Below are 26,296 nucleotides of genomic sequence, written 5' to 3'. Positions count from 1 at the left end.
ATTGCACCCTAAATATTCAAAAAAATGAATATTTAGCTGAAGGATTAGAAACGAGGCAGAGAAATGTTTATAGAGGCATTGAAACGCCAGAACCCCGCGCTTATCTCAGCTGCTATCGCGTTGTGGCAGCAGGGAAAGATCGCACCTGACAGTTGGGTTATTGATGTTGACCAGGTTATTGAGAATGGTAAACGCCTGCTGGATGTCGCGAGGCAACATGGCATCTCGCTATATCTGATGACCAAACAGGTAGGACGTAACCCGTGGCTGGCGGACAAGCTGTTGCAGCTTGGCTATGAAGGCATCGTGGTTGTCGATTACAAGGAGAGTCGCGTCATGCGCCGTGCCGGGTTACCGGTTGCGCACCAGGGACATCTGGTGCAGATCCCGTCGCGACTGGTCAATGACGCAGTGGCGCAGGGCACTGAGGTCATCACGTTGTTCTCGCTGGAGAAAGCGCGTGAAGTTTCAGCTGCAGCGGTGAAGGCCAGCTGTGAACAGAACGTGATGCTGAAAGTGTACGACAAGGATGATTTTCTCTATCCGGGGCAGGAAAGCGGATTTCCGCTGATGTATCTGACGGATGTGGTCAATGAAATTCGCAGGCTGCCGGGCTTACGCCTGAGCGGGTTGACCCATTTCCCCTGCCTGTTATGGGATGAAAACTCAGCGCAGACGATGCCGACGCCTAATCTGCACACGCTGGTGAATGCACGACGTCAGTTGGCGGAAGCCGGGATTGCCATTGAGCAACTTAACGCGCCGTCAGCCAGTAGCTGTTCGTCACTCCCTCTGCTGGCGGAATATGGCGTCACCCACGCCGAGCCGGGTCATGCACTGACAGGCACTATTCCTTCCAATCAAAAAGGCGACCAGCCGGAACGAATCGCGATGCTCTGGCTGAGCGAGGTATCGCACAATTTTCGCGGGGACAGTTATTGCTACGGTGGGGGTTATTACCGTCGCGGCCATGCGCAAAATGCGCTGGTCTTTACGCCAGAAAGTGACTCGCCGATCGCAGCGAAGCTAAAACCCGTAGATGACAGCAGTATTGACTACTACCTGCCTGTTGCCGGGGAGTTTCCGGTGAGCAGCGCGGTGATCTTCTGTTTTCGCACCCAGATCTTCGTGACGCGTAGCGACGTGGTGCTGGTGTCGGGTATTCAGCACGGTGCAGCTGAAATCGTCGCGCGTTACGACAGTCTCGGCAATATTCTGGAGGACTAATGGCCCGATTCGTGGTGTTAGTAATCGACAGTTTTGGCGTTGGTGCAATGAAAGACGTCACGCGGGTCAGGCCGCAGGATGCCGGAGCGAATACCTGTGGTCATATCCTGGGCGAACTCCCGCAGTTACGGCTGCCAACGCTTGAGAAGTTGGGGCTGATTAACGCTCTGGGCTTTGCGCCGGGCGTGATGAAACCTTCAGCATCTGCAGTCTGGGGCGTTGCAGAGCTACAGCATGAAGGGGGAGATACCTTTATGGGCCATCAGGAGATTTTAGGCACGCGGCCTCAGGCTCCGCTGCGGATGCCATTTAGCGACGTCATCGATGGAGTTGAACAGGCGCTGAAAGCCGCGGGCTGGCATGTGGAACGCCGCGGCGACGACCTGGCGTTTCTTTGGGTCAACGATGCGGTTGCGGTGGGCGATAACCTCGAAGCGGATTTAGGTCAGGTCTACAACATTACCGCCAATCTTGCCGTTATCCCGTTTGATGAGGTGCTAAAGATAGGCCAGGTGGTGCGTGAGCAGGTTCAGGTTGGGCGCGTGATCGCGTTTGGCGGTCAGCTTGCAGACAGCCAGCGCATTCTGGATGCAGCCGAGACCAAAGAGGGACGCTTTATCGGTATTAACGCCCCACGCTCCGGCGCCTATGAAAATGGCTTCCAGGTCAGGCATATGGGGTTTGGTGTAGATGAGCAGGTACAGGTACCGCAAAAACTGCATGACGCCGGAATCCCTACCGTGCTGGTCGGTAAAGTGGCGGACATCGTTGGCAATCCGCACGGGCGCAGCTGGCAAAACCTGGTGGATAGCCAGCAGATCATGGATATCACGCTTAACGAATTTAACGCTGAGTCGACGGTATTTATCTGTACCAACATTCAGGAGACCGACCTCGCCGGACACGCGGAAGACGTGGCACGTTATGCGGAGCGGTTGCAGCTTGTCGATCTTAATCTTTCGCGCCTTCTGGCCGCTATGGATCCAAATGACTGCCTGGTGGTTATGGCCGATCACGGTAACGATCCGACCATTGGTCACAGCCATCATACCCGGGAAGTTGTGCCGGTATTGGTATATCAACAGGGGCTGGCGCCTGCGCAATTAGGCATCCGGGCGACGTTATCTGACGTTGGCGCTACGGTGTGTGAATTTTTCGGCGCGGCGGCACCACAAAATGGCTGTTCTTTTCTCTCGGCATTGCGCCTTACAGGAGACACTTTATGAACTTTGATCCGACGGGCTACACCTGGGTCCACGAACATCTGCATATCGATCTCTCCGGGTTCAAGAATAACCTCGACTGCCGGTTAGATCAGTACGATCTCATTTGTCAGGAAATGAAGGATCTCCGGGCGTTAGGCGTCAGCAACATTATTGAGATGACCAACCGCTATATGGGACGTAATCCGCAATTCATGCTCGACCTGATGCGCGAGACCGGAATCAACGTCGTGGCTTGCACAGGCTATTACCAGGATGCGTTCTTCCCTGAACATGTTGCGGCCCGCAGCGTGGAACAGCTCGCGCAGGAGATGGTCGATGAGATAGTTATCGGTATTGATGGTACTGAATTGAAGGCCGGAATTATCGCGGAAATTGGCTCCAGTGAAGGGGTGATTACGCCGCTTGAGGAGAAGGTGTTTATCGCCGCGGCGCGGGCACACATCGAAACCGGACGCCCCATCTCAACCCATACCTCTTTTAGCACGATGGGGGTGGAACAGCTGGTGTTGCTACAGGCGCACGGCGTTGACCTTTCCCGCGTAACCGTTGGTCACTGTGACCTGAAAGATAACCTCGACAATATCTTACGCATGATCGATCTCGGTGCGTATGTGCAATTCGATACCATCGGTAAAAACAACTATTACCCGGACGAGAAGCGCATTGGCATGCTGCATAAGCTACGTAATCGCGGGCTGTTGAATCGCGTGATGCTCTCCATGGATATTACCCGCCGCTCGCATTTAAAAGCCAATGGCGGCAATGGCTATGACTATCTGTTAACCACTTTTATCCCACAGTTGCGCCAGTCAGGATTCAGCCAGGCCGATGTGGACACGATGTTGCGTGATAACCCCTCACAATTTTTCCAATAAGGACAGAATCATGAAAAAGATTGGCGTTGCTGGCTTACAGCGTGAGCAGATTAAAAAGACCATCGAAACCGCAGCACCGGGCTGCTTTGAAGTCTCCATTCATAACGATATGGAAGCGGCGATGAAGGTGAAAGCCGGACAACTGGATTACTACATCGGCGCTTGTAACACCGGCGCGGGTGCAGCGCTGTCGATTGCCATCGCGGTGATTGGCTACAACAAAAGCTGCACTATCGCCAAGCCGGGTATTAAGGCGAAAGATGAACATATCGCAAAAATGGTTGCGGAAGGGAAAGTGGCTTTTGGTCTCTCCGTCGAACATGTTGAACATGCGATTCCGATGCTGGTTAACCACCTGAAATAAAAGGCATGACTATGGATCTGTATATTCAGATTGTGGTGGTGGCCTGCCTGACCGGCATGACGTCACTTCTGGCACACCGCTCGGCGGCCGTCTTTCATGACGGCATCCGCCCGATTCTGCCGCAGCTGATCGAGGGGTACATGAATCGCCGTGAGGCGGGAAGTATCGCGTTTGGTCTGAGTATCGGCTTTGTGGCGTCGGTGGGGATCTCCTTTACCCTGAAAACCGGCTTGCTCAACGCCTGGCTGCTGTTCCTGCCGACGGATATTCTCGGCGTGCTGGCGATGAACAGCCTGCTGGCGTTCGGTCTGGGCGCTATCTGGGGCGTATTGATTCTGACCTGCCTGCTGCCGGTGAACCATCTGCTCACAGCGCTGCCGGTTGATGTGCTGGGTAGCCTCGGTGAACTGAGTTCTCCAGTGGTGTCCGCATTCGCACTCTTCCCGCTGGTGGCGATTTTCTACCAGTTTGGCTGGAAGCACAGCATTATCGCGGCGGTGGTCGTACTGATGACCCGCGTGGTGGTGGTGCGTTACTTCCCGCATCTGAACCCAGAATCAATTGAGATTTTTGTGGGGATGATGATGCTACTGGCGATCGCCATTACGCATGATATTCGCCACCGCGGTGATGAGGAGATGGATGCCAGCGGGCTATCGGTCTTTGAAGAACGAACTTCGCGGATTATTAAAAACCTGCCGTATATTGCCATCGTCGGCGCGCTGATTGCCGCCGTTGCCAGTATGAAAATTTTTGCAGGTAGCGAGGTCTCAATTTTTACGCTGGAAAAAGCCTATTCGGCAGGGATTACGCCGGAGCAGTCGCAGACGCTGGTTAACCAGGCGGCGTTGGCGGAGTTTATGCGCGGGCTGGGCTTTGTACCGATGATTGCGACAACCGCGCTGGCGACGGGTGTTTACGCGGTAGCGGGTTTCACCTTCGTTTATTCCGTTGGCTACCTGGCACCGAATCCGTGGATTGCGGCAATCCTTGGCGCTATCGTGATTTCAGCGGAAGTGCTGCTGCTGCGCTCTATTGGCAAATGGCTGGGGCGTTATCCATCAGTACGTAACGCATCGGACAATATTCGTAATGCGATGAATATGCTGATGGAAATGGCACTGTTGATCGGTTCGATTTTTGCCGCCATCAAGATGGCAGGCTACACCGGTTTCTCAATTGCGGTAGCGATCTACTTCCTCAATGAATCGATTGGACGTCCGGTACAGAAGATGGCCGCGCCGGTAGTGGCGGTGATGATCACCGGTATCGTACTGAATATTCTCTACTGGTTTGGTCTGTTTGTTCCGGCCTGAGGAGGCGTAAAACATGAAGACGTTTCCTCTGCAAAGCCTGACGCTCACGCAAGCACAGCAAAAGCAGTTTGCGCTGGTAGATACGATTTGCTGTCACTTTCCTGGCGCTGATTTTCTGGCCGGAGGTGATTTGGGATTGGCTCCGGGGCTAAATCAGCCTCGGGTGACGCAACGTGTGGAAAAGGTGCTGGCCGAGGCATTTCATGCTGAGGCCGCAGCGCTGGTTCAGGGGGCGGGCACCGGGGCTATTCGCGCCGGGCTGGCTGCGCTGCTCAAACCCGGCCAGCGTCTGCTGGTTCATGATGCGCCGGTGTATCCCACAACGCAGGTACTCGTTGAGCAGATGGGTATTACCCTGGTCAGGGCGGATTTTAACTGCCTCCCGGCAATCACGCAGGCAATTACGCAGCATCGTCCCGACGCCGCACTGGTGCAGCATACGCGTCAGCAACCGCAGGATCGTTACGTGTTAGCCGAGGTGTTGGCGGAAATAACAAAGTGCGGCGTGCCGACGTTAACCGACGATAACTACGCGGTGATGAAGGTTGACGGTATCGGCTGTGAATGTGGGGCGACGCTGTCTACCTTTTCCTGCTTCAAGCTCTTTGGTCCGGAGGGAGTAGGGGCGGTGGTCGGCAAGGCGGAGGCTATCGCTAAAATCCGTGCGACGCTTTATTCCGGTGGTAGCCAGATTCAGGGAGCGCAGGCGCTGGAGGTGCTCCGCGGCCTGGTTTTCGCTCCGGTGATGCATGCGGTACAGGCTGGCGTTTCCGAACGATTGCTGACGATGCTCAATAGCGGAGTGCTGCCCGAGGTGAAAAAAGCCGTCATCGCCAATGCTCAGTCGAAGGTGCTGATCGTGGAGTTTCACCAGCCGATTGCCGCTCGTGTGCTGAAAGCGGCACAAGAGAGAGGCGCGCTGCCATACCCGGTGGGAGCTGAGTCGAAGTATGAGATCCCTCCGCTGTTCTATCGCCTTTCGGGGACGTTTCGCGAAGCGAGTCCGTCGTTGGGCGATTATGCGATTCGAATCAATCCAAACCGAAGTGGCGAAGAAACGGTGCTGCGTATTTTGCGCGAGAGCGTGAGTGCGATAACATGTGAATGAGCACCTAATCTATAAATGCAAAAACCGGGAAGTTCCCGGTTTTTTTGTATCTGCGCAATCGCTTCTATTACTGATTCGCAGCCGGGCCACAGCCACCAATAATTTTAGAAATCGAAATTGCTGGATGCAGGAAATAATCGTAGCTGCAGTTATTTTTTGTGTTTTCGATATGACCAGTGCACGCGGTCAGCGTAGCCAGAACACCAGCAACGATGGTGATTTTTGCAAATTTAAACATGTCAAAATCCTTGTTAGATATCTATTTCTAAATGGATGAAGTCCATTTTTCGCCGGATAAGATATCAACTAACATAAACTTTAAGTAGTCCAGAAAAGGACATGTCGCTTTATATATAAAACATACGATTAGTGAATTGAATTTAAATAAAAAGCCTGGTATTAATAAATAATACCAGGCTGCGGGTTTAATTAATTAGCGAAATGTTTTTCTGAAATTCAACATAAAGCCTTTATCGCTGATGTTGTCCTCTTTCCACTGGTAAGCGTCCAGATTCAGGCTGGCGTCTTTGGCGCTGTATTTCACACCGACCGTCGCCAGGCCGTTGATGCCTCCGCCTTTTTGGTCGTCGTCTACGCTAAAGGACTGGCCTGCGGCACCTTGCAGTGACGCAGTACGCTGGCTTTTGCTGTAGCTCAGGTTCGGACCGCCTTCCAGCGTGGCGCTGGCGCTCCAGCCATTTTCACCGGTATAGTCGAACTTCATTCCGACAATGGAATCCACAGCGGTTTCGCTGCCAGCGTTCATCGAAAGGTTAAAGTCCCCCGCACTACGCTCTTTATAGCTGCCTTCCAGCGTATGACGGAATTTCACCCCGGCGTACGGCGTGACTTTCAACGTATCGTTGAGCATGGTGAAGGTTTTCGCCCCTTCGCTGCGGAACTCAAGATACTGCTGACGTGCGTTGGAATCCGCCACCTTATTGGTGTCGCCATAAGAAACAGAACGGCTGCTGTCGAGGTTGTGTACGTCATAACGCAGGCTGTTCTTCCACGCCAGACCTTCATTAAACGCCATGCTGTGCTTCAGACCAAAGAACTGGCTGTAGCCGCCGGTCAGGCCGTTGTCGCCCGCGGTCTTCGAACCGTCACCGTCCAGGCGCGCGATACCGTACTCCAGCGTCAGATTCTGGCTGGCGGTGAGATCCAACGACTGACGTAATGCCAGCATGTCGTACTGGGTATCGTTGCCCAACTCAGCGCGCGGGTCGCCTTTCGCTACGACGTTGAACGCCAGGCCATCTTTAATTTGCGGCGCGGCATCGGCCAGCATGGTAAAGCGGTTGCTTAGCACGCGGGCTTCACGGAACGCGGTGATAGCCTGACTGCCGCTCACCTGCTTAAGCGCGTTGTTCAGTTCAGCGGTGGAGCCAACGTTGAGGCTGGTGTACAGCTCGTTGTTGGTGTAACCGGCGTCGAGCGCCTGCGCCACGTCACTGACAGAACCATCGGTCGCCACATCGGCATAGGCGTTTTTGGTCATGGTGACGTCAACGTTGCCGCTGGCATCGGTACTGCCCTGTGCGTTCCATACCACGGAGGTGGACTGAATGGCACCTGCGTCGGACAGGTTGCTGCCCTCGACCACGTTGTCAAAGCTGACGGTGGTGTCGGCAGTACCTGCGGTAAAACCGGTGTTAATCTCCACGCCGTTCATGCTGGCATTGCTGACCATCAACTTACCGGCGCTGCCATCAGCGCTGGTGCCGACCACGTAGCCCGACAGGTTGTTGGTGGCCGATGAATCTGCACTGTCGCTGGTGGTAACGGTTGTCGTGCCATCGGTAATAGCAGGTTCCGTGGGGGCCGTGAAGTCAACATAATGCACTTCCGTACCATCACCGTTTTCGCCGCTGCCTTCAATGGTTTTACCATCCTGCTTGATAAAGTCGGAGCCAGTCACGTTGTCATCAATGTAGACCGTGCCGTTGTTGACGATATGGCCGTTACTGCCCAACTGGCTGAAGGCGTAGGAGTTGCTGGCGTAAATATTGATGGTGCCGTTATTTTCGATCACCGCATCGGATTTGGCATCTGATTCCAGTTGCATCCCGACCATGCCGGTTTGCGTGGTGCCTACTGTACCTACATTGATAGTGCCATTATTGACCATCTTCGCGCTGCCGTGCGCGGACATCGCCACATTGTTAGTTTTATCAATGTTGATGGTGCCGTCGTTAATGGCTTTACTGCCGCCATTATTTTTCGAGGTAGTGACCTGCCCGTTAATGACGCCAGTGCTGCCGTTGTACAGCGTGTGCCCGCTCCCGCTGGTGGCGATATCGGCATCGCTGTTCACTGTCCCCCAGTTATTGAAGGCGCCGGACCACAGGGCGTTATCTGCCAGCGTCATCACGCCGCCTTCAAGATTATTGAGCGTACCGTTTTTATCGACGGTGCCGTTATTAATGACACCCGCGTTATTGACGGTTGCGGCAGCGGTAAATTTGAGTTTATCGACTTCGCCGCCAGCGTTGTTGTTCAGTACCGCACCACCCGATGCGCCGGTCCAGTCCGTCACGATGCCGGTATTGTTCATGGTGCTGGACCATTGCTCAACCGTGTTCATGGACCCGCTGTTGTTGATAATGGAACCGCCGACGGTGGTGCCGGTTTTCCCGGTCACGGTGCCTGTATTGTTGAAGACACCGCCGTCAACGGAGACCGCCGCTGTTGTACCTTCGTTGGTATAGGTGCCGCCTGTTGCAATACTGACGCTGCTGATGCTGCCGGTGTCGGCATTGGTTAAATCGCCGTAATTTTTAACGATGACCTTGCCGCCGCTGACGGTGCCCGCGTTGCTAATGTGTACGGTTTCCGTTGCGATCGGATTGGTAATGATGGTTTCGCCGGTAAGCGTTTCACCTGCGGCGGTAATGACATCGCCATCAGCAAAAGTAAGGGAAACGTTGCTGTCGGTTGGGTTGTAGTCGTCGCTGCCCTGGCAGTTGCTGTCATAACAGACTGTACCGTAGTTAACCACGGTACTTTTGCTATCAGTCAGGAAAGGCTTGCCGTAATTGGCATCAATATTGATGGTGCCTGTGGTGTCGTTAATCACGATGCCACCATTCAGCGCCGCCATGCCCACCAGTTGGTTATCATCGGTTTTGGTGACGCCTGCATCGGCGGTCAGGTTAATAGTGCCCTGGTTAATGGCTGTGCCGCCGTTAAGTGCCATCATACCGAAGCCCGCATTATTGACGGTAATGGTGCCTGTATTGGTGGCGGTTGCATCGCCATAACCACCGTCGGTGGTGCCTGCCACCATTGCCGAGCTGGTCAGATAGAGTTGTGATGGTGACCAGTAGCTTTTGCTGGCGACGGTATTATCGTCGTTCAGCGTCGGGACGAAGCCGTCCAGGTAAATATCTCCGGCATTGAGGGCCGTCCCTTTACTGGCGGATACGCCATAGACCCCCGCCCCCTGGAGATTTATTGTGGCGCCTGCCTCGTTGCTCACTTCGCCGTAGTTTTCCGCCAGCATGGCGTACAGCGTATTGCTGTACCAAATCAGCGGGAAGGTTCCTATTCCTCCATCGCTGCCTGGGGTTAGTGACGATACCAGCGTGATTGATCCTCCCGCTGCGTTGCTAACTATCGATCCTTGATCGGTAGCCGCAGTGATTGCATTACGGTTGTCATGACCGCTTGTGGCATAGGCGCTAATATCGCCACTGTTTTTTGCCTGTGCGCCGCTGCGGGCGAATAATAGGGCGACAGCGCCGTCATCAACGATGGCTCCCTGATTATCGATCGATGAACCCTGGCCTTTTGCGGTTAGTATTGCGTTGTAGGTGTAATGCTCACTGGGCAAAACTGTTTCTGTGATTTTAATTACAGAGTTTTGGTCTAACGTTAAGCTGCCGCCGTTTTGTACATTGGCCAGTGTCACTGAGCCGCCGGGGAGGGTGGTGATATTCAATGTGGACTCACCGCTTAATGTGACACTGCTAGCTCCGTCTATATTTATGCCTGTAACAGACGATACTTCGCCATCGCCATTTTCGGCGTAGTTGATATCAATACCGCCCATCAGATTGACGGTATTGCCATCACCTTTGACCGTGAGGCCGTATGTATCCAGCCACTGTCCACTTACCGTGCTCACATCGCTAACATTGATGTTAAGCGAGCCGGTTAGATCCACCTGATTGTTCGTGCCGCTGACGGTGATTCCCTGGAGGGTATCGCTGTTGCTGGCCATCTGGCTATCTGCGTCATAGTCACCGCTGATTGTGACGTTGCCGGTAATATTCAGCGTATTGTTATCACCCGCCATATCGAGGCCCTGTGCACCACGGTATAGGCCGTTGCTGTCCTCGACAGCGGTCACATTGATATCACCATCCAGCGTTGCCTGTGACGAATCGCCACTCATTTCTGCGCCAGTACCATTCAGGCTGACGTCGATATTTCCTTTATTATTAAAGACATTTCTTTCACCATCGATCACAAAACCCACGGAGTTTGCATCGCGCACGGTCGCGTTGCCGGTGTTTTTGATTTCGTTACCCGCCCCGTCAGTGACGATACCCGTCGCGCCGTTGGTGACTAGCATGTCACCTGCCTGAGTCAGGCTATTATCATTTCCATCAATGACTGCAGCGATAGAGCCCGCGCCATCCACGGTGATATCACCCGTATTCGCGATTCGGGAATTATCGCCCGCAATGACGGTACCCGTTGCGCCCTGCGCAATGGTTTGATCTCCTTCGCCAATAACCAGCGCCTTATTACCTGCAATGTACAGTCCGGTAGACCCCGCGCCGGATACCGTTGAGTCGCCGGTGTTATCAATCACCGCACCATCACCGGTCATTTTGGCTCCGGTCGCGCCGTCGGTAACGTTTAGTTCGCCATCGTTAGTAATGCGCGTTTTGTCGCCGGTGATGCTGATACCGATAGAGCCTGCGCCGCTGACATCGGTGGTGCCGATATTATCGAAGGTGGCGCTGTTGCCGTTAATCAGGATGCCCGTTGCGCCGCCGGAAATATCCTGCTTCCCTTCGCTGTTAATGGTTGCGTTGTCGCCGTCAATATATAGCCCGGTAGAACCTGCGCCGCTGGCGGTGGTATCGCCTTTATTGTCGATGAGGACATCATCACCGGTAATCTTTGCCCCGGTAGCGCCGTCGGCCACATAGAGTTCACCATCGTTGATAACGTGCGAGTTGTCGCCATTGACGATGGAGCCGGTTGAACCTTGACCGCTGATGTTAGAGGTGCCGGTATTCGCCACCGTGGTTTCGTTGCCATCGATCACCATGCCGGTGCCGCCACCTGTAACGTCAATGCCACCGGAAATGCGGGTGGTGGTGCCGTTACCTGAAATCAGCGCGCCGGTTGCGCCGTCGACGGTGCTTTGTCCTGAAATCGTATTGGTGGTGTTGTCACCGGTAATGACGATGCCGACCGCACCATCGCTGACGGAGGAATCACCGCTTAACGCGTTGTTTGTCCGATCGCCGGAGATGATGACGCCAGTTTTACCTTCACCACGGGTATCAACCCCGCGATCGGCAGTATTTGAAGCGTCATCGCCAGCGACGACGGTTGTCTGGTCATCGGCAACGATCAGGTATCCCTGGTTGTCATATTTCCAGTACAGGCCGCTTCCTTGTACCGTACCTTCAATGACGGCGGCATTATCGTCGGTCACTTTCCAGTCGGAAACCAGCAGCGTTTTACCGTCTTGTAATGCGATCTGCCACCGATCATCCTGTTCGACGTAATTCCATACGGCGCCGCCGAGGTCCGTGCCGCTATCCAGCTTGATGCCGTCAAATGTCAGTGTGTTCAGGCCTTTATCGATGGTGACGCCGTTACTGAAGGTAATAACAGAGGTATCATCAGGTGGTGTAGGTGTTACATCGCCGCCATCGTCATCGGGAGGCGTGGGGGTTACATCGCCGCCATCGTCATCGGGAGGCGTGGGGGTTACATCGCCGCCATCGTCGTCGGGAGGCGTGGGCGTTACATCGCCGCCATCGTCATCGGGAGGCGTGGGTGTTACATCGCCGCCATCGTCGTCGGGAGGTGTGGGCGTTACATCGCCGCTATCGTCGTCAGGAGGCGTGGGCGTTACATCGCCATTATCTGATGGGGTTGCCGGAGTATCATTATGGTGGGAATGGCCGCCGCCATTGTTATCGATACCTATCGCTACACCAGCTGTTAGCGCAGCGACACCACCCGCGACCCATCCCCAGTGATTGTCTTGTTCTGTATAATCTGCCAGGCAGCGTGCGGAGAGTTTGTCACGTTCGGCTTTTGATAATACGGATATATCAGTAGGGCAATCATTGTCATCGTCGCTACTATCTGCGGCTATCGCCGGGAGATAGTAAGTTTGCAACGCAAGAGCAATACCCACAGCAATGAGTTTTTTCCTTTGCATAATCGACATCCTTAAATAAATACGCACAAAATATGCCATTGAAGGCATAAATTTATTTCGAGGTAATTTATTATTTTGCCACTGAATGACCGTGCTTCGTCAAATTACTCAATGGTCATGTATTATTTAGGATATGAATTAAATTTATGGGTTGTACGGATATAAATAGGTTTTTTTACGCGTTTTTATAAATTAGAGCGCAGATTCATTTTGTTGGTGAATGAGTTTAGTCTTTCTTAATTCAGGTTTGAGAATAAATCATGAATAATAAACGAGAAAATAAATGCCCTGAGAGTCAGGGCATTTATTAGCATTCAATTAATGGTTTGAGAACCAGTTCAGCTTATCGCGAAGGCCTACCACACGACCAACAATAATTAACGCTGGGCTTTCAACCTGTTGCGCCAACTCTCCTAGCTGAGTCAGCTCGCCATTGACGACACGCTGTTTCACGGAGGTACCGTTTTCTACCAGGGCGACGGGCATATCGGGCTGCATGCCAAATTCGATCAATTTTTCCTGAATCGTGGCCGCCTGGTTCAGCCCCATGTAGAACACCAGCGTTTGTTTCTCTGCTGCCAGGTTTTCCCAGTCCAGCTCACCGCCGGTTTTCAGGTGTCCGGTAACCAGACGCACGCTCTGAGCGTAATCACGATGGGTCAGTGGAATGCCGGAATAGGCAGAACAACCGGAGGCTGCGGTAATACCCGGCACTACAGAGAATGGGATACCGGCATGGCACAGCGTTTCCAGCTCTTCGCCACCGCGGCCAAAGATGAACGGGTCGCCACCTTTCAGTCGTACCACGCGCTTGCCATGTTGTGCTTCACGCAGCAGGATCTGGTTGATCTCTTCCTGCGGTACGCAGTGATAGCCCGCACGTTTACCGACGAACACTCGGTCTGCATCGCGGCGTACAAGGTTCATGATATCGTCGGAAACCAGACGGTCATAGACCACGACATCCGCTTGCTGGATCTGCTGTAGCCCTTTCAGCGTCAGCAGGCCGGCATCGCCAGGACCGGCGCCAACCAGCACCACTTCACCACGGTGATCCAGCGGTTCGCTGAGCATTTGCTCAGTGGTTTCCTCGACGGCTTTCAGGTCATTGTTCGCCAACGACTGCGCCAGGCGGTCATTCACGAACAATTTTTCCCAGAAGCGGCGACGTTCACCCATGCTGGCAAACTGTTGCTTCACTCGGGAACGCAACTTGCCAGCATACTGCGCGACCTGGCCCAGATGCTGAGGCAGTACGGATTCAAGCCTTTCACGCAGCAGACGGGCAAGCACTGGCGATGTCCCGCCGGAGGAGACCGCCACCATCAGCGGTGAGCGGTCGATAATGGAGGGCATGATAAAACTGGCTGCTTTTGGCGCATCGACCACGTTGCAGAAGATACGACGTGATTCTGCGGCGGTGCTGACGCTTTGGTTGACGGCATCGTCATCGGTGGCGGCAATAGCCAACCAGCAGGTGTCGAGCAGGGACTCATCGAACGGCCCCTCAACCAGCGTCAGCATGTTTTCATCTGCCCATACTTTGAACTGCGGAATAAACGCCAGCGCATTAACCGTTAAACGGGCGCCCGCTTCCAGCAGTAACCGCGCTTTGCGTTCTGCGACATCACCACCGCCGACGATCAAGCAGTCGCGGTCACGTAGTTGACAAAATATAGGCAAATGATCCACGACATTACCCCTTAATTATTGGCAGCAGCCTCTGGCTGATTGATTTTTGCCGGAGCCGGACGCTCCGATTTTGGCGTAGCATACCAATAACCCAATCCCATGAATACGACACCGGACAAAGTATTACCGAGTGTCACCCACAGCAGGTTATGACCAATTCCTGACAGAGTATAGGCTTCGCTGTGGTGGCCGAACCAGGAGAGGGCAAACAGCGTCATGTTGGCAACGGAGTGCTCGTAGCCGGAAGCGATAAACGCCAGCAGACACCACCAGATAGCGAGGAATTTTGCCGCGCCTTCGGTACGGATTGCCATCCAGATTGCCAGACAAACCAACCAGTTACACAGTGCGCCTTTAAAGAACAAAACCATCGCAGGCGCGGTCGTTTTCGCCAGAGCAACCGAATGGACGATGCTGGTATCGACCGGCAGCAGGCTACCGCCACCCCAGCTGTAAAGCAGGGCGACAAACACGGAACCGACCAGGTTACCCAGCCAGGTTTTTGGCAGGATAGCCCACATCTGACCGTGGCTGATGGTGCCTGCTTTGACGCCGAGTGTCAGAAACATGGTGTGACCGGTAAACAGTTCCGAACCGGCAATAATGACCAGCGTTAAGGCGATACCAAAGGTTGCACCCATCACCAGAGGACGAACGGACGGGTCGAGTAGATTACCGAGGGTGAAAATAAGAATGATGCCGAGGCCCACATAGGCTCCCGCCATTGCCGAACTGATCCAGAATCCGAGCGGGTTATTAGCCGACAGGCGTGCGATGCGTGCAGCGTTAGCCGCACACTTATTAATAGTGTCTGTGAACATGTGTTGATTATCCTTGAAGTACAAACAATAAAAAGAAATCGTAACCGTAGGCCGGACAAGGCATTTATGCCGCCATCCGGCAATGTGCCTGTGCAATTGCCTGATGGCGCTACGCTTATCAGGCCTACCATTAAAAGACCTACAAATACGTCAAAAAAGGGGAGGCGTTGCGCCTCCCAAAATTAATTAACCGCGCAGTTGCACCGTGCCGTCTTTCACTCGCGCTTCGTAATGTTTCACGGAGAACTGTTCGTCTTCCATGCACAGACCGTCGCTTAAGCGAAAACGCTGTTTTTTCAGCGGGCTAGCAACCCACAATTCGCCCTGATGTTCAGCAATCAGCCCACGAGAAAGCACGCTGGACTCAAAGAACGGGTCGATGTTGCTGATCGCAAACACCTGGTCGCTGTGATACGGGCGGAAAATCGCAACCTGCTCGTTACCTAACAGGGCGCAGACGCCTGTTGCAGGCAGAATGTCATCGATTTTGCAGATGTTTTTCCACTGGCTCATGCGTTTTCCTCCACCAGAGTCACCGGGATACGCTCATAAGGCGTGGCCGGACGATGTTGTTCACGTTCAGGCACAACCTGGACATTCGGATCGCGTTTTTCGCTGTTGATAAAGTGTTTGAAGCGAACCTGCGCGGATGGGGTGTTAACGGTTTCTGTCCACTCACACACCACAGCTTCACGCAGACGGGCCATCTCTTCTTCAAGATGCTGGTTCAGACCCAACTTGTCGTCGATGATGACGGACTTCAGATACTCAATACCGCCTTCCAGATTGTCTAACCACGGTGCGGTACGGGTCAGTTTGTCGGCAGTACGGATGTAGAACATCATGAAACGGTCAAGGTACTTGAGCAGCGTTTCGCGATCGATATCCGCTGCCAGCAGGTCTGCATGACGAGGTTTCATCCCGCCGTTACCGCAAACGTACAGGTTCCAGCCTTTCTCAGTGGCGATGATACCCACGTCTTTACCCTGAGCTTCCGCACATTCACGGGTACAGCCGGAGACGCCGAATTTCATTTTGTGCGGGGTACGAATGCCTTTGTAGCGATTTTCCAGCTCCACGCCGAAGCCCACGCTATCGCCGACGCCGTAACGGCACCAGGTGCTGCCTACGCAGGTTTTCGCCATACGCAGCGCTTTGGCATACGCGTGACCGGTTTCAAAACCGGCTTCAATCAGCTGACGCCAGATTTCCGGCAGGTCATCTTTCTGCGCGCCGAACAAGCCGATACGCTGAGAACCGGTAATTTTGGTGTACAGGTTAAATTCACGCGCGATACGGCCCACAGCTACCAGGCCTTCAGGGGTAATTTCGCCACCCGCAGAGCGCGGGATCACGGAATAAGTACCGTCTTTCTGGATGTTCGCCAGGAAGTTGTCGTTGGTGTCCTGCAACGGCGTGTGCTGCGGTTTGAGGATGTACTCATTCCAGCAGGAAGCCAGCAGGGAACCTACGGTAGGTTTACACACTTCGCAGCCGTAACCTTTCCCGTGTTTTGCCAGCAGCTCTTCGAAGGTTTTGATGCCTTCTACGCGGATGAGATGGAACAGTTCCTGACGTGAGTACGGGAAGTGTTCACACAGGTTGTTGTTAACTTCGATACCCTGTTTCGCCAGTTCGGCGTTCAGGACCTGCGTTACCAGCGGGATACACCCGCCGCAGCCGGTCCCGGCTTTGGTTTCTGCTTTCAGCGCCGCAACGGTATGGCAGCCCTTGTTGATAGCGGCAACCAGCATGCCTTTGGTGACGTCAAAACAGGAGCAAATCTGCGCGCTGTCCGGCAGTTTATCGACACCGATAGACGGCTTACCGCTGCCCGCGTGTGCTGGCAGAATCAGTGAATCCGGGTTTTCCGGCAGTTCGATGGCGTTCAGCACCAGTTGCAGCAGATTGCCGTAATCGCTGGTGTCGCCCACCAGAACCGCGCCGAGCAGGGTTTTGTTATCTTCGCTAACGATCAGGCGTTTGTAGACTTCTTTGCTTTCGTCGAGATAGACGTAGCTACGTGCGCCCGGCGTGCGCGCATGCGCGTCGCCAATACCGCCGACGTCAACGCCGAGCAGCTTCAGCTTGGCGCTCAGGTCCGCGCCTTCAAAGGCGTTTTCAGTTTCGAGAATATGGTCAACGGCAACCTGCGCCATTTTATAGCCTGGAGCGACCAGACCATACACGCGGTTGTTCCAGCTGGCGCATTCGCCGATGGCATAGATGTCCGGATCAGATGTCTGGCAAGTGTCGTTAATGACGATCCCGCCGCGTGGCGCGACGTCCAGACCGCACTGGGTGGCCAGTTTGTCGCGTGGACGAATACCGGTAGAGAAGACGATGAAATCGACTTCCAGTTCGCTACCGTCGGCAAAACGCATGGTTTTGCGCGCTTCGGTGCCTTCCTGAACGATCTCTTTGGTGTTTTTGCTGGTGTGCACACGCACGCCCATGCTTTCAATTTTGCGACGTAACTGCTCGCCACCCATATGATCCAGCTGTTCAGCCATCAGCATTGGGGCGAATTCAATCACGTGGGTTTCAACGCCGAGGCTTTTCAGCGCACCGGCGGCTTCCAGGCCCAGTAGACCACCGCCGACAACAGCACCGCGTTTGCTGCGGCGCGCGCAAGACTCAATCGCGTTGAGGTCTTCGATGGTGCGGTAAACGAAGCAGTCCTGGGTTTCCGAACCTTTAATCGGTGGGATCCACGGGTAAGAGCCCGTCGCCATGATCAGCTTATCGTAGTAAACCGTACGACCTGCGCTGGAGTGGATTACCTTCTCCTGGCGGTTAATGGTAATTGCGCGCTCGCCCACTAACACCTTAACGCCGTGCTTCTCGTAGAATCCTTCACGCACCAGAGAAAGCTCTTCGGCGGTGTGGTGGGAGAAGTAGGAAGACAGGTGTACGCGGTCGTACGCTTTGCGGGGTTCTTCACAGAAGACGGTAATATCAAAATTGGCAGCGTCGGATTTATCAAGAAGATCCTCAATAAAGCGATGGCCGACCATACCATTACCGATAATAGCGAGTCTGACTTTGCTCATTTTTGCCTCGATTTCTTTTCTATTACTGCCTACCTTAACGATTCAGCAACCGCGCTTATTGATGCAAATCAAATTCGCCCTTATATACTCCTTAAGAGGTATATAACTGATTTGTCAGCATTTTTATAAGTGACGGAATTATTTGAGTTTTCGTGTTTGTATAAATAGCGTACAAATTAAGGGGTTTTTGTAAGAATTGGCCTACATGACCAGTGAAAGAAGAGGAGGGCGAGAATGTGCCGGATGATGTGGATACCATCCGGCAGTGAGATTAATGCGTTGCTGGGGCGTTATGCTGGCGATGGCGCGTGACAAACCCAAGAATAAAGCACATCACGAATACAACCGCATACAAGCCGTTAGCTGTTTGCAATGCCGCCTGCGGGCCGCTGTGTGCCACGATAGGGCCGGTGACGACGAAAGTGAGCATAGTGCCGATGGTGCCGCAGGTCAGAACGAAGTTAACCAGTTTGGGTGAGGCGACCTTCGTCTGCTGGGAGCCAAGGGTAATGATGGTGGTATAAATCGCACTGGAGAAGAAGCCCAGCGTCATAATAAACCACGGCATATGCTCTGGCGTACCGGTGATAAACAGATACATCAGGACGGTAGCCAGACCCGCCAGTACGGTCAGGATGCGCTGCAAATCGAAGAAACGCAGAATAAAGCTAAATGCCCACATGCCAACCATGTAAGACATCCAGAAGTCGCTGACCAGTTTACCCGCATCGTTCAGGCTCATGCCCAGGCTTTTGGCGTACTCCGGGACCCAGGAGATAAAACCCAGCTGACCAAGGATGTAGCACAGTGCAGCGATCGCCAGAAACAGCACGCCAATCCCCCATTTTTCTTTTACTACCGGCGCGTCTGACTGCTGAGCGTGTTTACCCAGTGCCGGGAATTCACAACCGAAGGTCAGCAGGAAAATGGCGACGTATACGAGGCCGATGCAGGCATAGACCCAATACCATTCGATGCTGCGCGCTAACAGGAACGCGGCAACCATCGGGAAAATCATGCCGGCCATGCTGAAGAAGGAGTCAGTAAACAGCAGGCGGGAACCGCGCTGGCGACCTTCGTACATTTGAGTTACCAGGAACGTACCAATCGACATGGTAATACCGCTCACCAGGCCCAAAACAAACATGGCGGCGGAGAACAAGGCCAGGCTATGGCTGAACATCAGTCCGGCAACGGCCAGTACCATCAGGATAAAGCCGAAGCGCAACTGGGTTTTCAGTGGCACGATTTCCATTAACCATGCATTCAGAAAGATAGAGATCAGAATGCCGGCATTCAGGAAGGTGAAGGTGTTACTCATGCTAGAAACGGGCAAATGGAAGTAATCTGCGATGTTTCCCATCACCATCCCGGTGACAATTACCAACGCACCTGTCAGGGCGTAGGAGAGAAAGCTAATCCATGTGAGCTTGATGCGATTGCTGTTAGTCATGACTGGCCTGTATAGAAGTGTAAGGCGCATTGACTGCGCCGTGAGCGGGCAGATTTTAGGCGCTTTAGTGACGCATTTAAATATTTATCGGTAATAACTTGGTGCGTTACATTTTTCAATGTGATCTTGATCACATTTATACTTGCAGCCATGAGGTTACATTTGTTTCAGGTACGTAAAATTAAGTAAAGGGATGGCCTTGTCCTTGAAGGCTCTTTAGAATCAATTCACTTGCTTCATTTCTGCTCTTGTTAAGGAATTCTCATGCTCAAATCGACTCTGGCGGCTGTTGCAGCTGTTCTCGCTCTTTCTGCTCTCTCCCCCGCAGCACTGGCAGCAAAAGGTGATCCACATGTTCTGCTGACAACCTCTGCTGGTAACATTGAGCTGGAGCTGAACAGTCAGAAAGCCCCGGTTTCAGTGCAAAACTTTGTCGATTATGTCAACAGTGGTTTCTATAACAACACCACGTTCCACCGTGTGATCCCAGGCTTCATGGTGCAGGGCGGCGGTTTTACCGAGCAGATGCAGCAGAAGAAACCTAACCCGCCAATCAAGAATGAAGCCGATAACGGACTGCGTAACACTCGCGGCACGATTGCTATGGCGCGTACAGCGGATAAAGACAGCGCGACCAGCCAGTTCTTTATCAACATTGCAGATAACGCTTTCCTCGATCACGGCCAGCGCGACTTTGGCTACGCTGTTTTCGGTAAAGTTGTGAAAGGTATGGATGTCGCGGATAAGATCTCTCAGGTACAGACCCATGATGTCGGTCCATACCAGAATGTCCCGTCAAAACCGATTGTTATCCTTTCTGCTAAAGTCCTGCCGTAATCGTATCTTGCGCGGGTAGTTCTTGCCCGCGTTCACCCCTCTCTCTGCGTAACCCGAAATTGCTGCTTATACTTGTGGCAAGTGTCGGCTCATTCAGGGAGGTCACGTGAAAAAACTCACCGATAAACAAAAGTCCAGGCTGTGGGAACAACGGCGAAACGCCAATTTCCAGGCCAGCCGACGGCTGGAAGGCGTAGATATTCCACGGGTTACTCTGAGTGCTGAAGACGCCCTGGCGCGTCTTGAAGAGCTGAGGAGGCACTATGAGCGATAAATTCGGTGATGGTCGCGACCCGTATTTATATCCGGGCCTGAATGTCATGCGTAACCGTCTGGGGATTCATCAGGCGCAGCGTTTAGCGCAGGCGGCTTATGAACTGACAGCGCTGCGTGCGGCGACTATCGAATTGGGGCCGCTTAAACGGGGCTTACCGCACCTGTGCGCCATTCATCGCCAGCTTTATCGGGATATTTTTGACTGGGCGGGACACCTGCGTGAAGTCGATATTTACCAGGGCGATACTCGCTTTTGCCACTTCGCCTATATCGAGAAAGAGGGCAATGCGCTGATGCAGGACCTGGAAGATGAGTCCTGGCTGGTGGGATTACCGGAAGACAAGTTTGTCGATCGTCTTGCGCACTATTATTGCGAAATCAATGTGCTGCATCCGTTTCGCATTGGCAGTGGCCTGGCGCAGCGTATTTTCTTCGAACAGTTAGCGATTCATGCCGGGTATATGCTGAGCTGGGATGGCATTCCGGTTGAGGAGTGGAATCAGGCTAATCAGAGCGGGGCGATGGGTGACCTGTCTGCACTGCGGGCGATATTTCGTAAAGTGGTAAGCGAAGCCCCGGAAACTGAGTAGAATAGCGCGGTTCTTATGTACCGGAGCCGCCATGATCCTGCTTATTGATAACTATGATTCTTTTACCTGGAACCTGTACCAATACTTCTGCGAACTGGGCGCTGATGTCCTTGTCCGGCGCAACGACGAGCTGACGCTGGCGCAAATCGACGCGCTGAACCCGCAAAAAATCGTGATTTCCCCTGGGCCATGCACGCCGGATGACGCCGGTATCTCACTGGATGTTATTCGTCATTTCGCCGGTAAGCTTCCCTTGTTGGGTGTTTGTCTTGGTCACCAGGCGATGGCGCAGGCCTTTGGCGCGAGCGTAGTTCGGGCGGCTAAAGTGATGCACGGTAAAACCTCGCCGATTACCCATAACGGGCAGGGTGTTTTTCAGGGACTTGCTAACCCATTAACGGTGACGCGCTACCACTCTCTGGTGGTTGCCCCTGAGACGCTTCCCGAGTGCTTTGAGGTGACGGCCTGGAGTGAAACACAGGAGATTATGGGCATTCGTCACCGCGAGTGGGATATGGAAGGGGTACAGTTTCACCCGGAGAGTATTCTCAGCGAACAGGGGCATCAGCTGCTGGCTAATTTTCTCAATCGCTGATTTGTAGTTGCTATTCAGTGATTTTTTATTCATATTTTGTGATTATAATTTCACTGGCGTTTCTGCTTAACAGGGTGGTAATGACATGGCAACTGAACAAACTGCAATTACGCGCGCGACATTCGATGAAGTGATTCTGCCGATTTATGCACCGGCTGAGTTTATCCCGGTAAAAGGAAAAGGGAGTCGAGTGTGGGATCAACAGGGCAAAGAGTATGTTGATTTCGCGGGCGGCATTGCAGTGACCGCGTTAGGGCATTGCCATCCGGCATTGGTTGAGGCGTTAAAAACCCAGGGTGAAACCCTGTGGCATACCAGCAACGTTTTTACCAACGAACCGGCGTTGCGCTTAGGCCGTAAAATCATTGATGCGACCTTTGCCGAGCGCGTGCTGTTCATGAACTCCGGTACTGAAGCCAACGAAACCGCCTTTAAGCTGGCGCGCCACTATGCCTGCGTGCGTCATAGCCCGTTCAAAACCAAAATCATTGCCTTCCATAATGCGTTTCACGGCCGTTCGCTGTTTACCGTATCCGTTGGTGGGCAGCCGAAATACTCCGACGGCTTTGGGCCAAAACCGGCGGATATCATCCATGTCCCGTTTAACGATCTGCATGCGGTCAAAGCGGTGATGGACGATCACACCTGCGCGGTGGTGGTTGAGCCTATTCAGGGAGAGGGCGGCGTCACTGCGGCAACGCCGGAATTCCTGCAAGGTTTGCGTGAACTTTGTGACCAGCACCAGGCGCTGTTGGTATTTGATGAAGTGCAGAGCGGGATGGGGCGTACCGGCGATTTGTTTGCCTATATGCACTACGGCGTGACGCCGGATATCCTCACCAGCGCGAAGGCGCTCGGTGGAGGCTTCCCGGTAAGTGCGGTGTTGACCACTCAGGAGATTGCCTCCGCGTTCCACGTGGGTTCGCACGGCTCCACCTACGGCGGTAACCCGCTGGCCTGCGCGGTAGCGGGGGCAGCGTTTGATATCATCAACACGCCGGACGTGCTGGGAGGCATTCAGGCCCGGCGTCAGGCGTTTGTCCAGCATTTGCACAAGATTGATCAACAGTTCGACATTTTCAGCGATATTCGCGGGATGGGGCTGCTGATTGGCGCCGAGCTGAAGCCGCAGTTTAAAGGCCGGGCGCGCGATTTCCTCTATGCCGCCGCACACGAAGGGGTGATGGTGCTGAACGCCGGGCCGGACGTGATGCGTTTCGCGCCGTCGCTGGTAGTAGAGCAGGCGGATATCGATGAAGGGATGCAGCGCTTCGCGCAGGCGGTAGCGAAGGTGGTGGGCTGATTGCCGGATAGCGGCGCAAACGCCTTATCCGGCCTACAGGGTAAGGTGTGATTCGTAGGCCGGATAAGCGTAGCGCATCCGGCAAATCTCTTAACCCTTCATGTCCCGTAGTCGGCGGCTCAGCCAGATCCCGTGGTGCGGTCGCTGACGCCATGCTACCGACGAAATGGTATGCATGGTGTTCAGATGCCCAAGAACCCGCTGCAGATGCTGCTCAAGGGTGCTTAACGGACCATGGGACAGCATCTCTGGCGCTTCGAGAATATTCACATCTCCCGAGCTTCCCGGCCCATCATATTCCAGCCGCTGTTGACAGCGCTGGAGTGCAATTTCACAGGACTCCAGATACCGCTGCGCCAAATCCGGCGTCAGCATCGTATGTTCCCTTGCCAGCGTCGTCATCGCGTTGATGTGTTCAACGATGAACTGGCTGTGTGTGACCCACAGTTTCATGTCTGCAAGGTAGTGCGAGTTAAATCCTGGCTCCTGCATTGCCTGGTTCAGCGAGTTGAACAGCGTGTTTTGTGTCTGGTTGACGCGCATGCGCTGATACGCCAGCGGCGTGGCCTGTGGATCGTTGCTGAGGATCAGACGAATGGCCTCCTGGTCGGCTTCTAACGCATCGTGGGCGTTTTTACGCAGCAGACCGCTCTGCCACTGTGGCCACAGCCAGAGCGTGCCGCCAAAGGCGATTAAGCAGCCAATGACCGTATCGACAAACCGCGGCACGATAAACTCTTCCCCGTTCAGCGTCAGCAGTTGCAGGGTGTATACCGCCGTTACCGTAAAACCGACGGTAGCCCAGCCGTAGTTTTTACGGATGATCAGATAGCTCACCAGGGTGATCAGCAGCATGGCCGCCAGCGTGAAACCTTCGGGAATATGAAAGTGCAACGTGACGCCAGCAATAACCAGTCCAACGAGCGTACCTACGGAACGGTGTAAGATGCGCACCCGGGTCGCCCCGTAGCCATTTTGCGTAACAAACAGGACTGTCATCAAAATCCAGTAAGGCTTTGGCAGGTGTAAGGCGCTGCCCATCAGGCTGGCGATACTCAACATAACGCTGATGCGTCCGGCATTGCGCAGCGCTGGGGATTTCAACGACAGGTAGTTTTTCAGGGCAGGGATCAGCGGCAACCGACGCTGCTTGTCAGCCATTAAGTCGCGGGCATACAGCGGGCGCTGGGTCCGTAGCACGCGGGCAATACGGCTGAAGTGCCAGTAGCAAAATTGCCCCACCGGATTGTCCGGATGCTGCCTGGCGATTTTCTCCAGCGTGCCAATCTGCTTTTCCATCGAGAAACGGGTCGGCAAGCGGTGATACAAAATATCATCGGCCAGTACCCGAAGGCGTTCGGCGACGGTTCGCGCGTTCCAGCGAATTACCTGCTCCGCGTGGCTACGCTCAACCAGTTTTTGCACTTCTTCTGGCTGGTGGAGGCTAACGGAAATATGCTCCTGTAAATCCAGCGCCTCCTGAAAGGCACGCAGCAGGCGTTTGTATTCGTTGTTGTGATGTGCCGACAGCATATGCATTTGCTGATAGCACTGAGTAATCAGATCCACCGCCTTTTGTTGGCGAACCAGCAGGGGAGGCAGCGCTTTTTCTGGGTCGGCATGCTGGGTCAGCATGCTGTACTTGGCTTCACAGTAATCGGCTAATTCACGGTACAGCAAGCTGAGCGATTCACGGAGCGGTTGCTCGCGCCACATCCAGAACCAGAACCAGTTGAACAGGCCGTACCATAACGTGCCCAGCGCGTAGATCAGCAGTGGCTCCCAGACGGGCATATTCCCGGCCAGGCTGAGCGTGAAAATCGCCGCGATAAGCGAGGCTGGCAGTAATCGAGCATGCAAAGGGCTTAGCTCGGCGGTTACGCCAAGAATCAGCGTCAGGCCGGTGAGGATCAATGGTAGCGGTATAGTTTGCGCAAGCAGTAGCTGCATGATCAAACTGCACCCGGCAAACAGCGATGCGCCAATGACTAAGCGTTTGAAAAAGCGCTTGTGCGGGGTATCAAGACCGGCAATGTTGCAGCAGGCAGGGACGAGAGAAAAGAGAAGCCCCAAATGAAGCTGACCGATGATCAGACCAACAGCCACAGGTAAACATAGCACCAGCGTTTGTCGTAGTGCGTAGTTGATCTCTGGGTGGTATATCAGTCTTCGCCACATCGGAGTAAACAAAAGTGGCGCATTACTGGGTAACGCGCCACTTCGATGGGGTTAACGCGTGCCGTAGACGACGATGGTCTTACCGTGTGCGGAGATCAGGTTCTGATCTTCCAGCATCTTCAGAATACGACCGACGGTCTCACGGGAGCAGCCAACGATCTGGCCGATTTCCTGACGGGTGATTTTAATCTGCATGCCGTCCGGGTGGGTCATCGCATCAGGCTGTTTCGCCAGATTCAGCAGAGTCTGCGCAATACGACCGGTTACGTCGAGGAAGGCAAGGTTGCCCACTTTTTCAGACGTGACCTGCAGACGACGAGCCATCTGAGAAGACAGGCGCATCAGAATATCCGGGTTGACCTGGATTAATTGGCGAAATTTTTTGTAGGAAATTTCAGCGACTTCACATGCGGTTTTGGCACGTACCCAGGCGCTACGTTCCTGACCTTCTTCGAAGAGGCCTAATTCACCAATAAAATCGCCCTGATTCAGATAAGAAAGGATCATTTCTTTCCCTTCTTCATCTTTGATCAGCACTGCCACGGAGCCTTTAACGATGTAATACAACGTTTCCGCTTTTTCACCCTGGTGAATCAGCGTGCTCTTCGATGGGTACTTATGAATATGGCAATGAGACAAGAACCATTCGAGAGTCGGGTCTGTTTGCGGTTTGCCAAGCACCATGCGCGGTTATCCTCTGTTATAAGCTGTCTCCAGAGCCAGAAAACGACGCTGCCTCTGGGTTTGCAAAAATATGCTTCCCGCTACCTGGGAAAGGGGCTGTCAAAAATATACTGCAGCCTGTAATGTGATGTCCTCTGCATACATGCAGTACGTCAATGTATTACTGTAGCATCCCGTCTGTTTTAGCATAGCTTTCGCCGTGTGTCTCCTGGTGTCTCGCTTCAGCATGACGCAGGTCGCCTTCCGTTGCGAGAATTGTTATGTGCGCGTAATCTGTCAG

The 26,296-nt window shown here is 53.6% G+C and carries 20 protein-coding genes; 11 read left to right on the top strand and 9 right to left on the bottom strand.

Annotated features, from left to right (window positions below):
* The first annotated feature begins 63 nt into the window (after window positions 1-63).
* Genes OGY10_RS21570 through OGY10_RS21545 form a run of 6 tightly spaced genes read left to right on the top strand, consistent with a single transcriptional unit; the run spans window position 64 to window position 6,116 of the window.
* Complete coding sequence (locus tag OGY10_RS21570; RefSeq protein ID WP_191226713.1) at window positions 64-1,227, top strand: YhfX family PLP-dependent enzyme; 1,164 nt, start codon at window positions 64-66, stop codon at window positions 1,225-1,227.
* The gene (locus tag OGY10_RS21565; RefSeq protein WP_191226714.1) at window positions 1,227-2,453 is read left to right on the top strand and encodes a phosphopentomutase; all 1,227 of its coding nucleotides are present in this window, start codon (window positions 1,227-1,229) and stop codon (window positions 2,451-2,453) included. The genes OGY10_RS21570 and OGY10_RS21565 overlap by 1 nt, the downstream gene beginning before the upstream one ends.
* The gene (locus OGY10_RS21560; RefSeq protein WP_286577390.1) at window positions 2,450-3,328 is read left to right on the top strand and encodes a phosphotriesterase-related protein; all 879 of its coding nucleotides are present in this window, start codon (window positions 2,450-2,452) and stop codon (window positions 3,326-3,328) included. Before OGY10_RS21565 ends, OGY10_RS21560 begins: the two co-directional genes overlap by 4 nt.
* Before the next feature lie 10 nt (window positions 3,329-3,338).
* A complete protein-coding gene (locus OGY10_RS21555) occupies window positions 3,339-3,692 on the top strand; it encodes a DUF2620 domain-containing protein (RefSeq protein ID WP_191226716.1) in 354 nt (117 codons plus the stop codon).
* An 11-nt stretch (window positions 3,693-3,703) separates the two neighbouring features.
* Window positions 3,704-5,008: a YhfT family protein gene (locus tag OGY10_RS21550; RefSeq protein ID WP_008786313.1), complete on the top strand. Its 1,305-nt coding sequence runs from the start codon at window positions 3,704-3,706 to the stop codon at window positions 5,006-5,008.
* Window positions 5,009-5,021: 13 nt separating this feature from the next.
* On the top strand, window positions 5,022-6,116 hold the full coding sequence (locus OGY10_RS21545) for an aminotransferase class I/II-fold pyridoxal phosphate-dependent enzyme (RefSeq protein WP_191226717.1): 1,095 nt from the start codon (window positions 5,022-5,024) through the stop codon (window positions 6,114-6,116).
* A 67-nt stretch (window positions 6,117-6,183) separates the two neighbouring features.
* Here OGY10_RS21545 and OGY10_RS21540 read toward each other — a convergent pair whose 3' ends face one another.
* The 7 genes from OGY10_RS21540 to tsgA all read right to left on the bottom strand — a co-directional run bounded on the left by OGY10_RS21540 (window position 6,184) and on the right by tsgA (window position 19,553).
* A complete protein-coding gene (locus OGY10_RS21540; protein WP_048236937.1) occupies window positions 6,184-6,354 on the bottom strand; it encodes a YhfL family protein in 171 nt (56 codons plus the stop codon).
* Window positions 6,355-6,549: 195 nt separating this feature from the next.
* The gene (locus OGY10_RS21535) at window positions 6,550-12,534 is read right to left on the bottom strand and encodes a pectate lyase-fold domain-containing protein (protein WP_191226718.1); all 5,985 of its coding nucleotides are present in this window, start codon (window positions 12,532-12,534) and stop codon (window positions 6,550-6,552) included.
* 318 nt (window positions 12,535-12,852) lie between these two features.
* Window positions 12,853-14,226: a siroheme synthase CysG gene (gene cysG / locus OGY10_RS21530; protein ID WP_100271838.1), complete on the bottom strand. Its 1,374-nt coding sequence runs from the start codon at window positions 14,224-14,226 to the stop codon at window positions 12,853-12,855.
* Between the two features lie 11 nt (window positions 14,227-14,237).
* A complete protein-coding gene (gene nirC / locus OGY10_RS21525; protein WP_008786308.1) occupies window positions 14,238-15,047 on the bottom strand; it encodes a nitrite transporter NirC in 810 nt (269 codons plus the stop codon).
* A 186-nt stretch (window positions 15,048-15,233) separates the two neighbouring features.
* Window positions 15,234-15,560 carry a nitrite reductase small subunit NirD gene (gene nirD, locus OGY10_RS21520; RefSeq protein ID WP_003023590.1) on the bottom strand — a complete coding sequence of 109 codons (327 nt, stop codon included), beginning with the start codon at window positions 15,558-15,560 and terminating at the stop codon, window positions 15,234-15,236.
* Window positions 15,557-18,100: an NADPH-nitrite reductase large subunit gene (nirB, locus tag OGY10_RS21515; RefSeq protein ID WP_008786307.1), complete on the bottom strand. Its 2,544-nt coding sequence runs from the start codon at window positions 18,098-18,100 to the stop codon at window positions 15,557-15,559. The genes nirD and nirB overlap by 4 nt, the downstream gene beginning before the upstream one ends.
* A gap of 271 nt (window positions 18,101-18,371) precedes the next feature.
* Complete coding sequence (tsgA, locus tag OGY10_RS21510) at window positions 18,372-19,553, bottom strand: MFS transporter TsgA (RefSeq protein WP_032945197.1); 1,182 nt, start codon at window positions 19,551-19,553, stop codon at window positions 18,372-18,374.
* A gap of 264 nt (window positions 19,554-19,817) precedes the next feature.
* Here tsgA and ppiA point away from each other — a divergent pair, with 264 nt between their 5' ends.
* The 5 genes from ppiA to argD all read left to right on the top strand — a co-directional run bounded on the left by ppiA (window position 19,818) and on the right by argD (window position 23,154).
* A complete protein-coding gene (gene ppiA, locus OGY10_RS21505) occupies window positions 19,818-20,390 on the top strand; it encodes a peptidylprolyl isomerase A (RefSeq protein WP_003023595.1) in 573 nt (190 codons plus the stop codon).
* Window positions 20,391-20,496: 106 nt separating this feature from the next.
* Entirely contained in the window at window positions 20,497-20,664 is a 168-nt protein-coding gene (gene ficA / locus OGY10_RS21500; RefSeq protein ID WP_003827708.1) for a FicA/YhfG family antitoxin, read from the top strand.
* Window positions 20,654-21,256 carry a putative adenosine monophosphate-protein transferase Fic gene (locus OGY10_RS21495; protein ID WP_005121664.1) on the top strand — a complete coding sequence of 201 codons (603 nt, stop codon included), beginning with the start codon at window positions 20,654-20,656 and terminating at the stop codon, window positions 21,254-21,256. The genes ficA and OGY10_RS21495 overlap by 11 nt, the downstream gene beginning before the upstream one ends.
* A 31-nt stretch (window positions 21,257-21,287) precedes the next feature.
* The gene (gene pabA / locus OGY10_RS21490; RefSeq protein ID WP_048227393.1) at window positions 21,288-21,851 is read left to right on the top strand and encodes an aminodeoxychorismate synthase component 2; all 564 of its coding nucleotides are present in this window, start codon (window positions 21,288-21,290) and stop codon (window positions 21,849-21,851) included.
* Between the two features lie 85 nt (window positions 21,852-21,936).
* Window positions 21,937-23,154 (top strand): bifunctional acetylornithine/succinyldiaminopimelate transaminase, encoded by a 1,218-nt coding sequence (gene argD / locus OGY10_RS21485; protein ID WP_008786303.1) that lies wholly within the window; start codon window positions 21,937-21,939, stop codon window positions 23,152-23,154.
* A 90-nt stretch (window positions 23,155-23,244) separates the two neighbouring features.
* Here the strand turns inward: argD and OGY10_RS21480 are convergent, their stop codons facing one another.
* Together OGY10_RS21480 and crp are read right to left on the bottom strand one after the other, a co-directional pair.
* Entirely contained in the window at window positions 23,245-25,332 is a 2,088-nt protein-coding gene (locus OGY10_RS21480; RefSeq protein WP_008786302.1) for a YccS/YhfK family putative transporter, read from the bottom strand.
* 51 nt (window positions 25,333-25,383) lie between these two features.
* Window positions 25,384-26,016, bottom strand: a complete 633-nt coding sequence (gene crp, locus OGY10_RS21475) for a cAMP-activated global transcriptional regulator CRP (protein WP_000242758.1) — start codon at window positions 26,014-26,016, stop codon at window positions 25,384-25,386.
* Between the last annotated feature and the right edge of the window lie 280 nt (window positions 26,017-26,296).

This window comes from Citrobacter sp. Cpo148, from assembly GCF_030332375.1.
GTDB lineage: Bacteria > Pseudomonadota > Gammaproteobacteria > Enterobacterales > Enterobacteriaceae > Citrobacter > Citrobacter portucalensis.
Note: the sequence above shows the minus strand (reverse complement) of the source record. Positions and strands in the feature narration are given on the sequence as shown.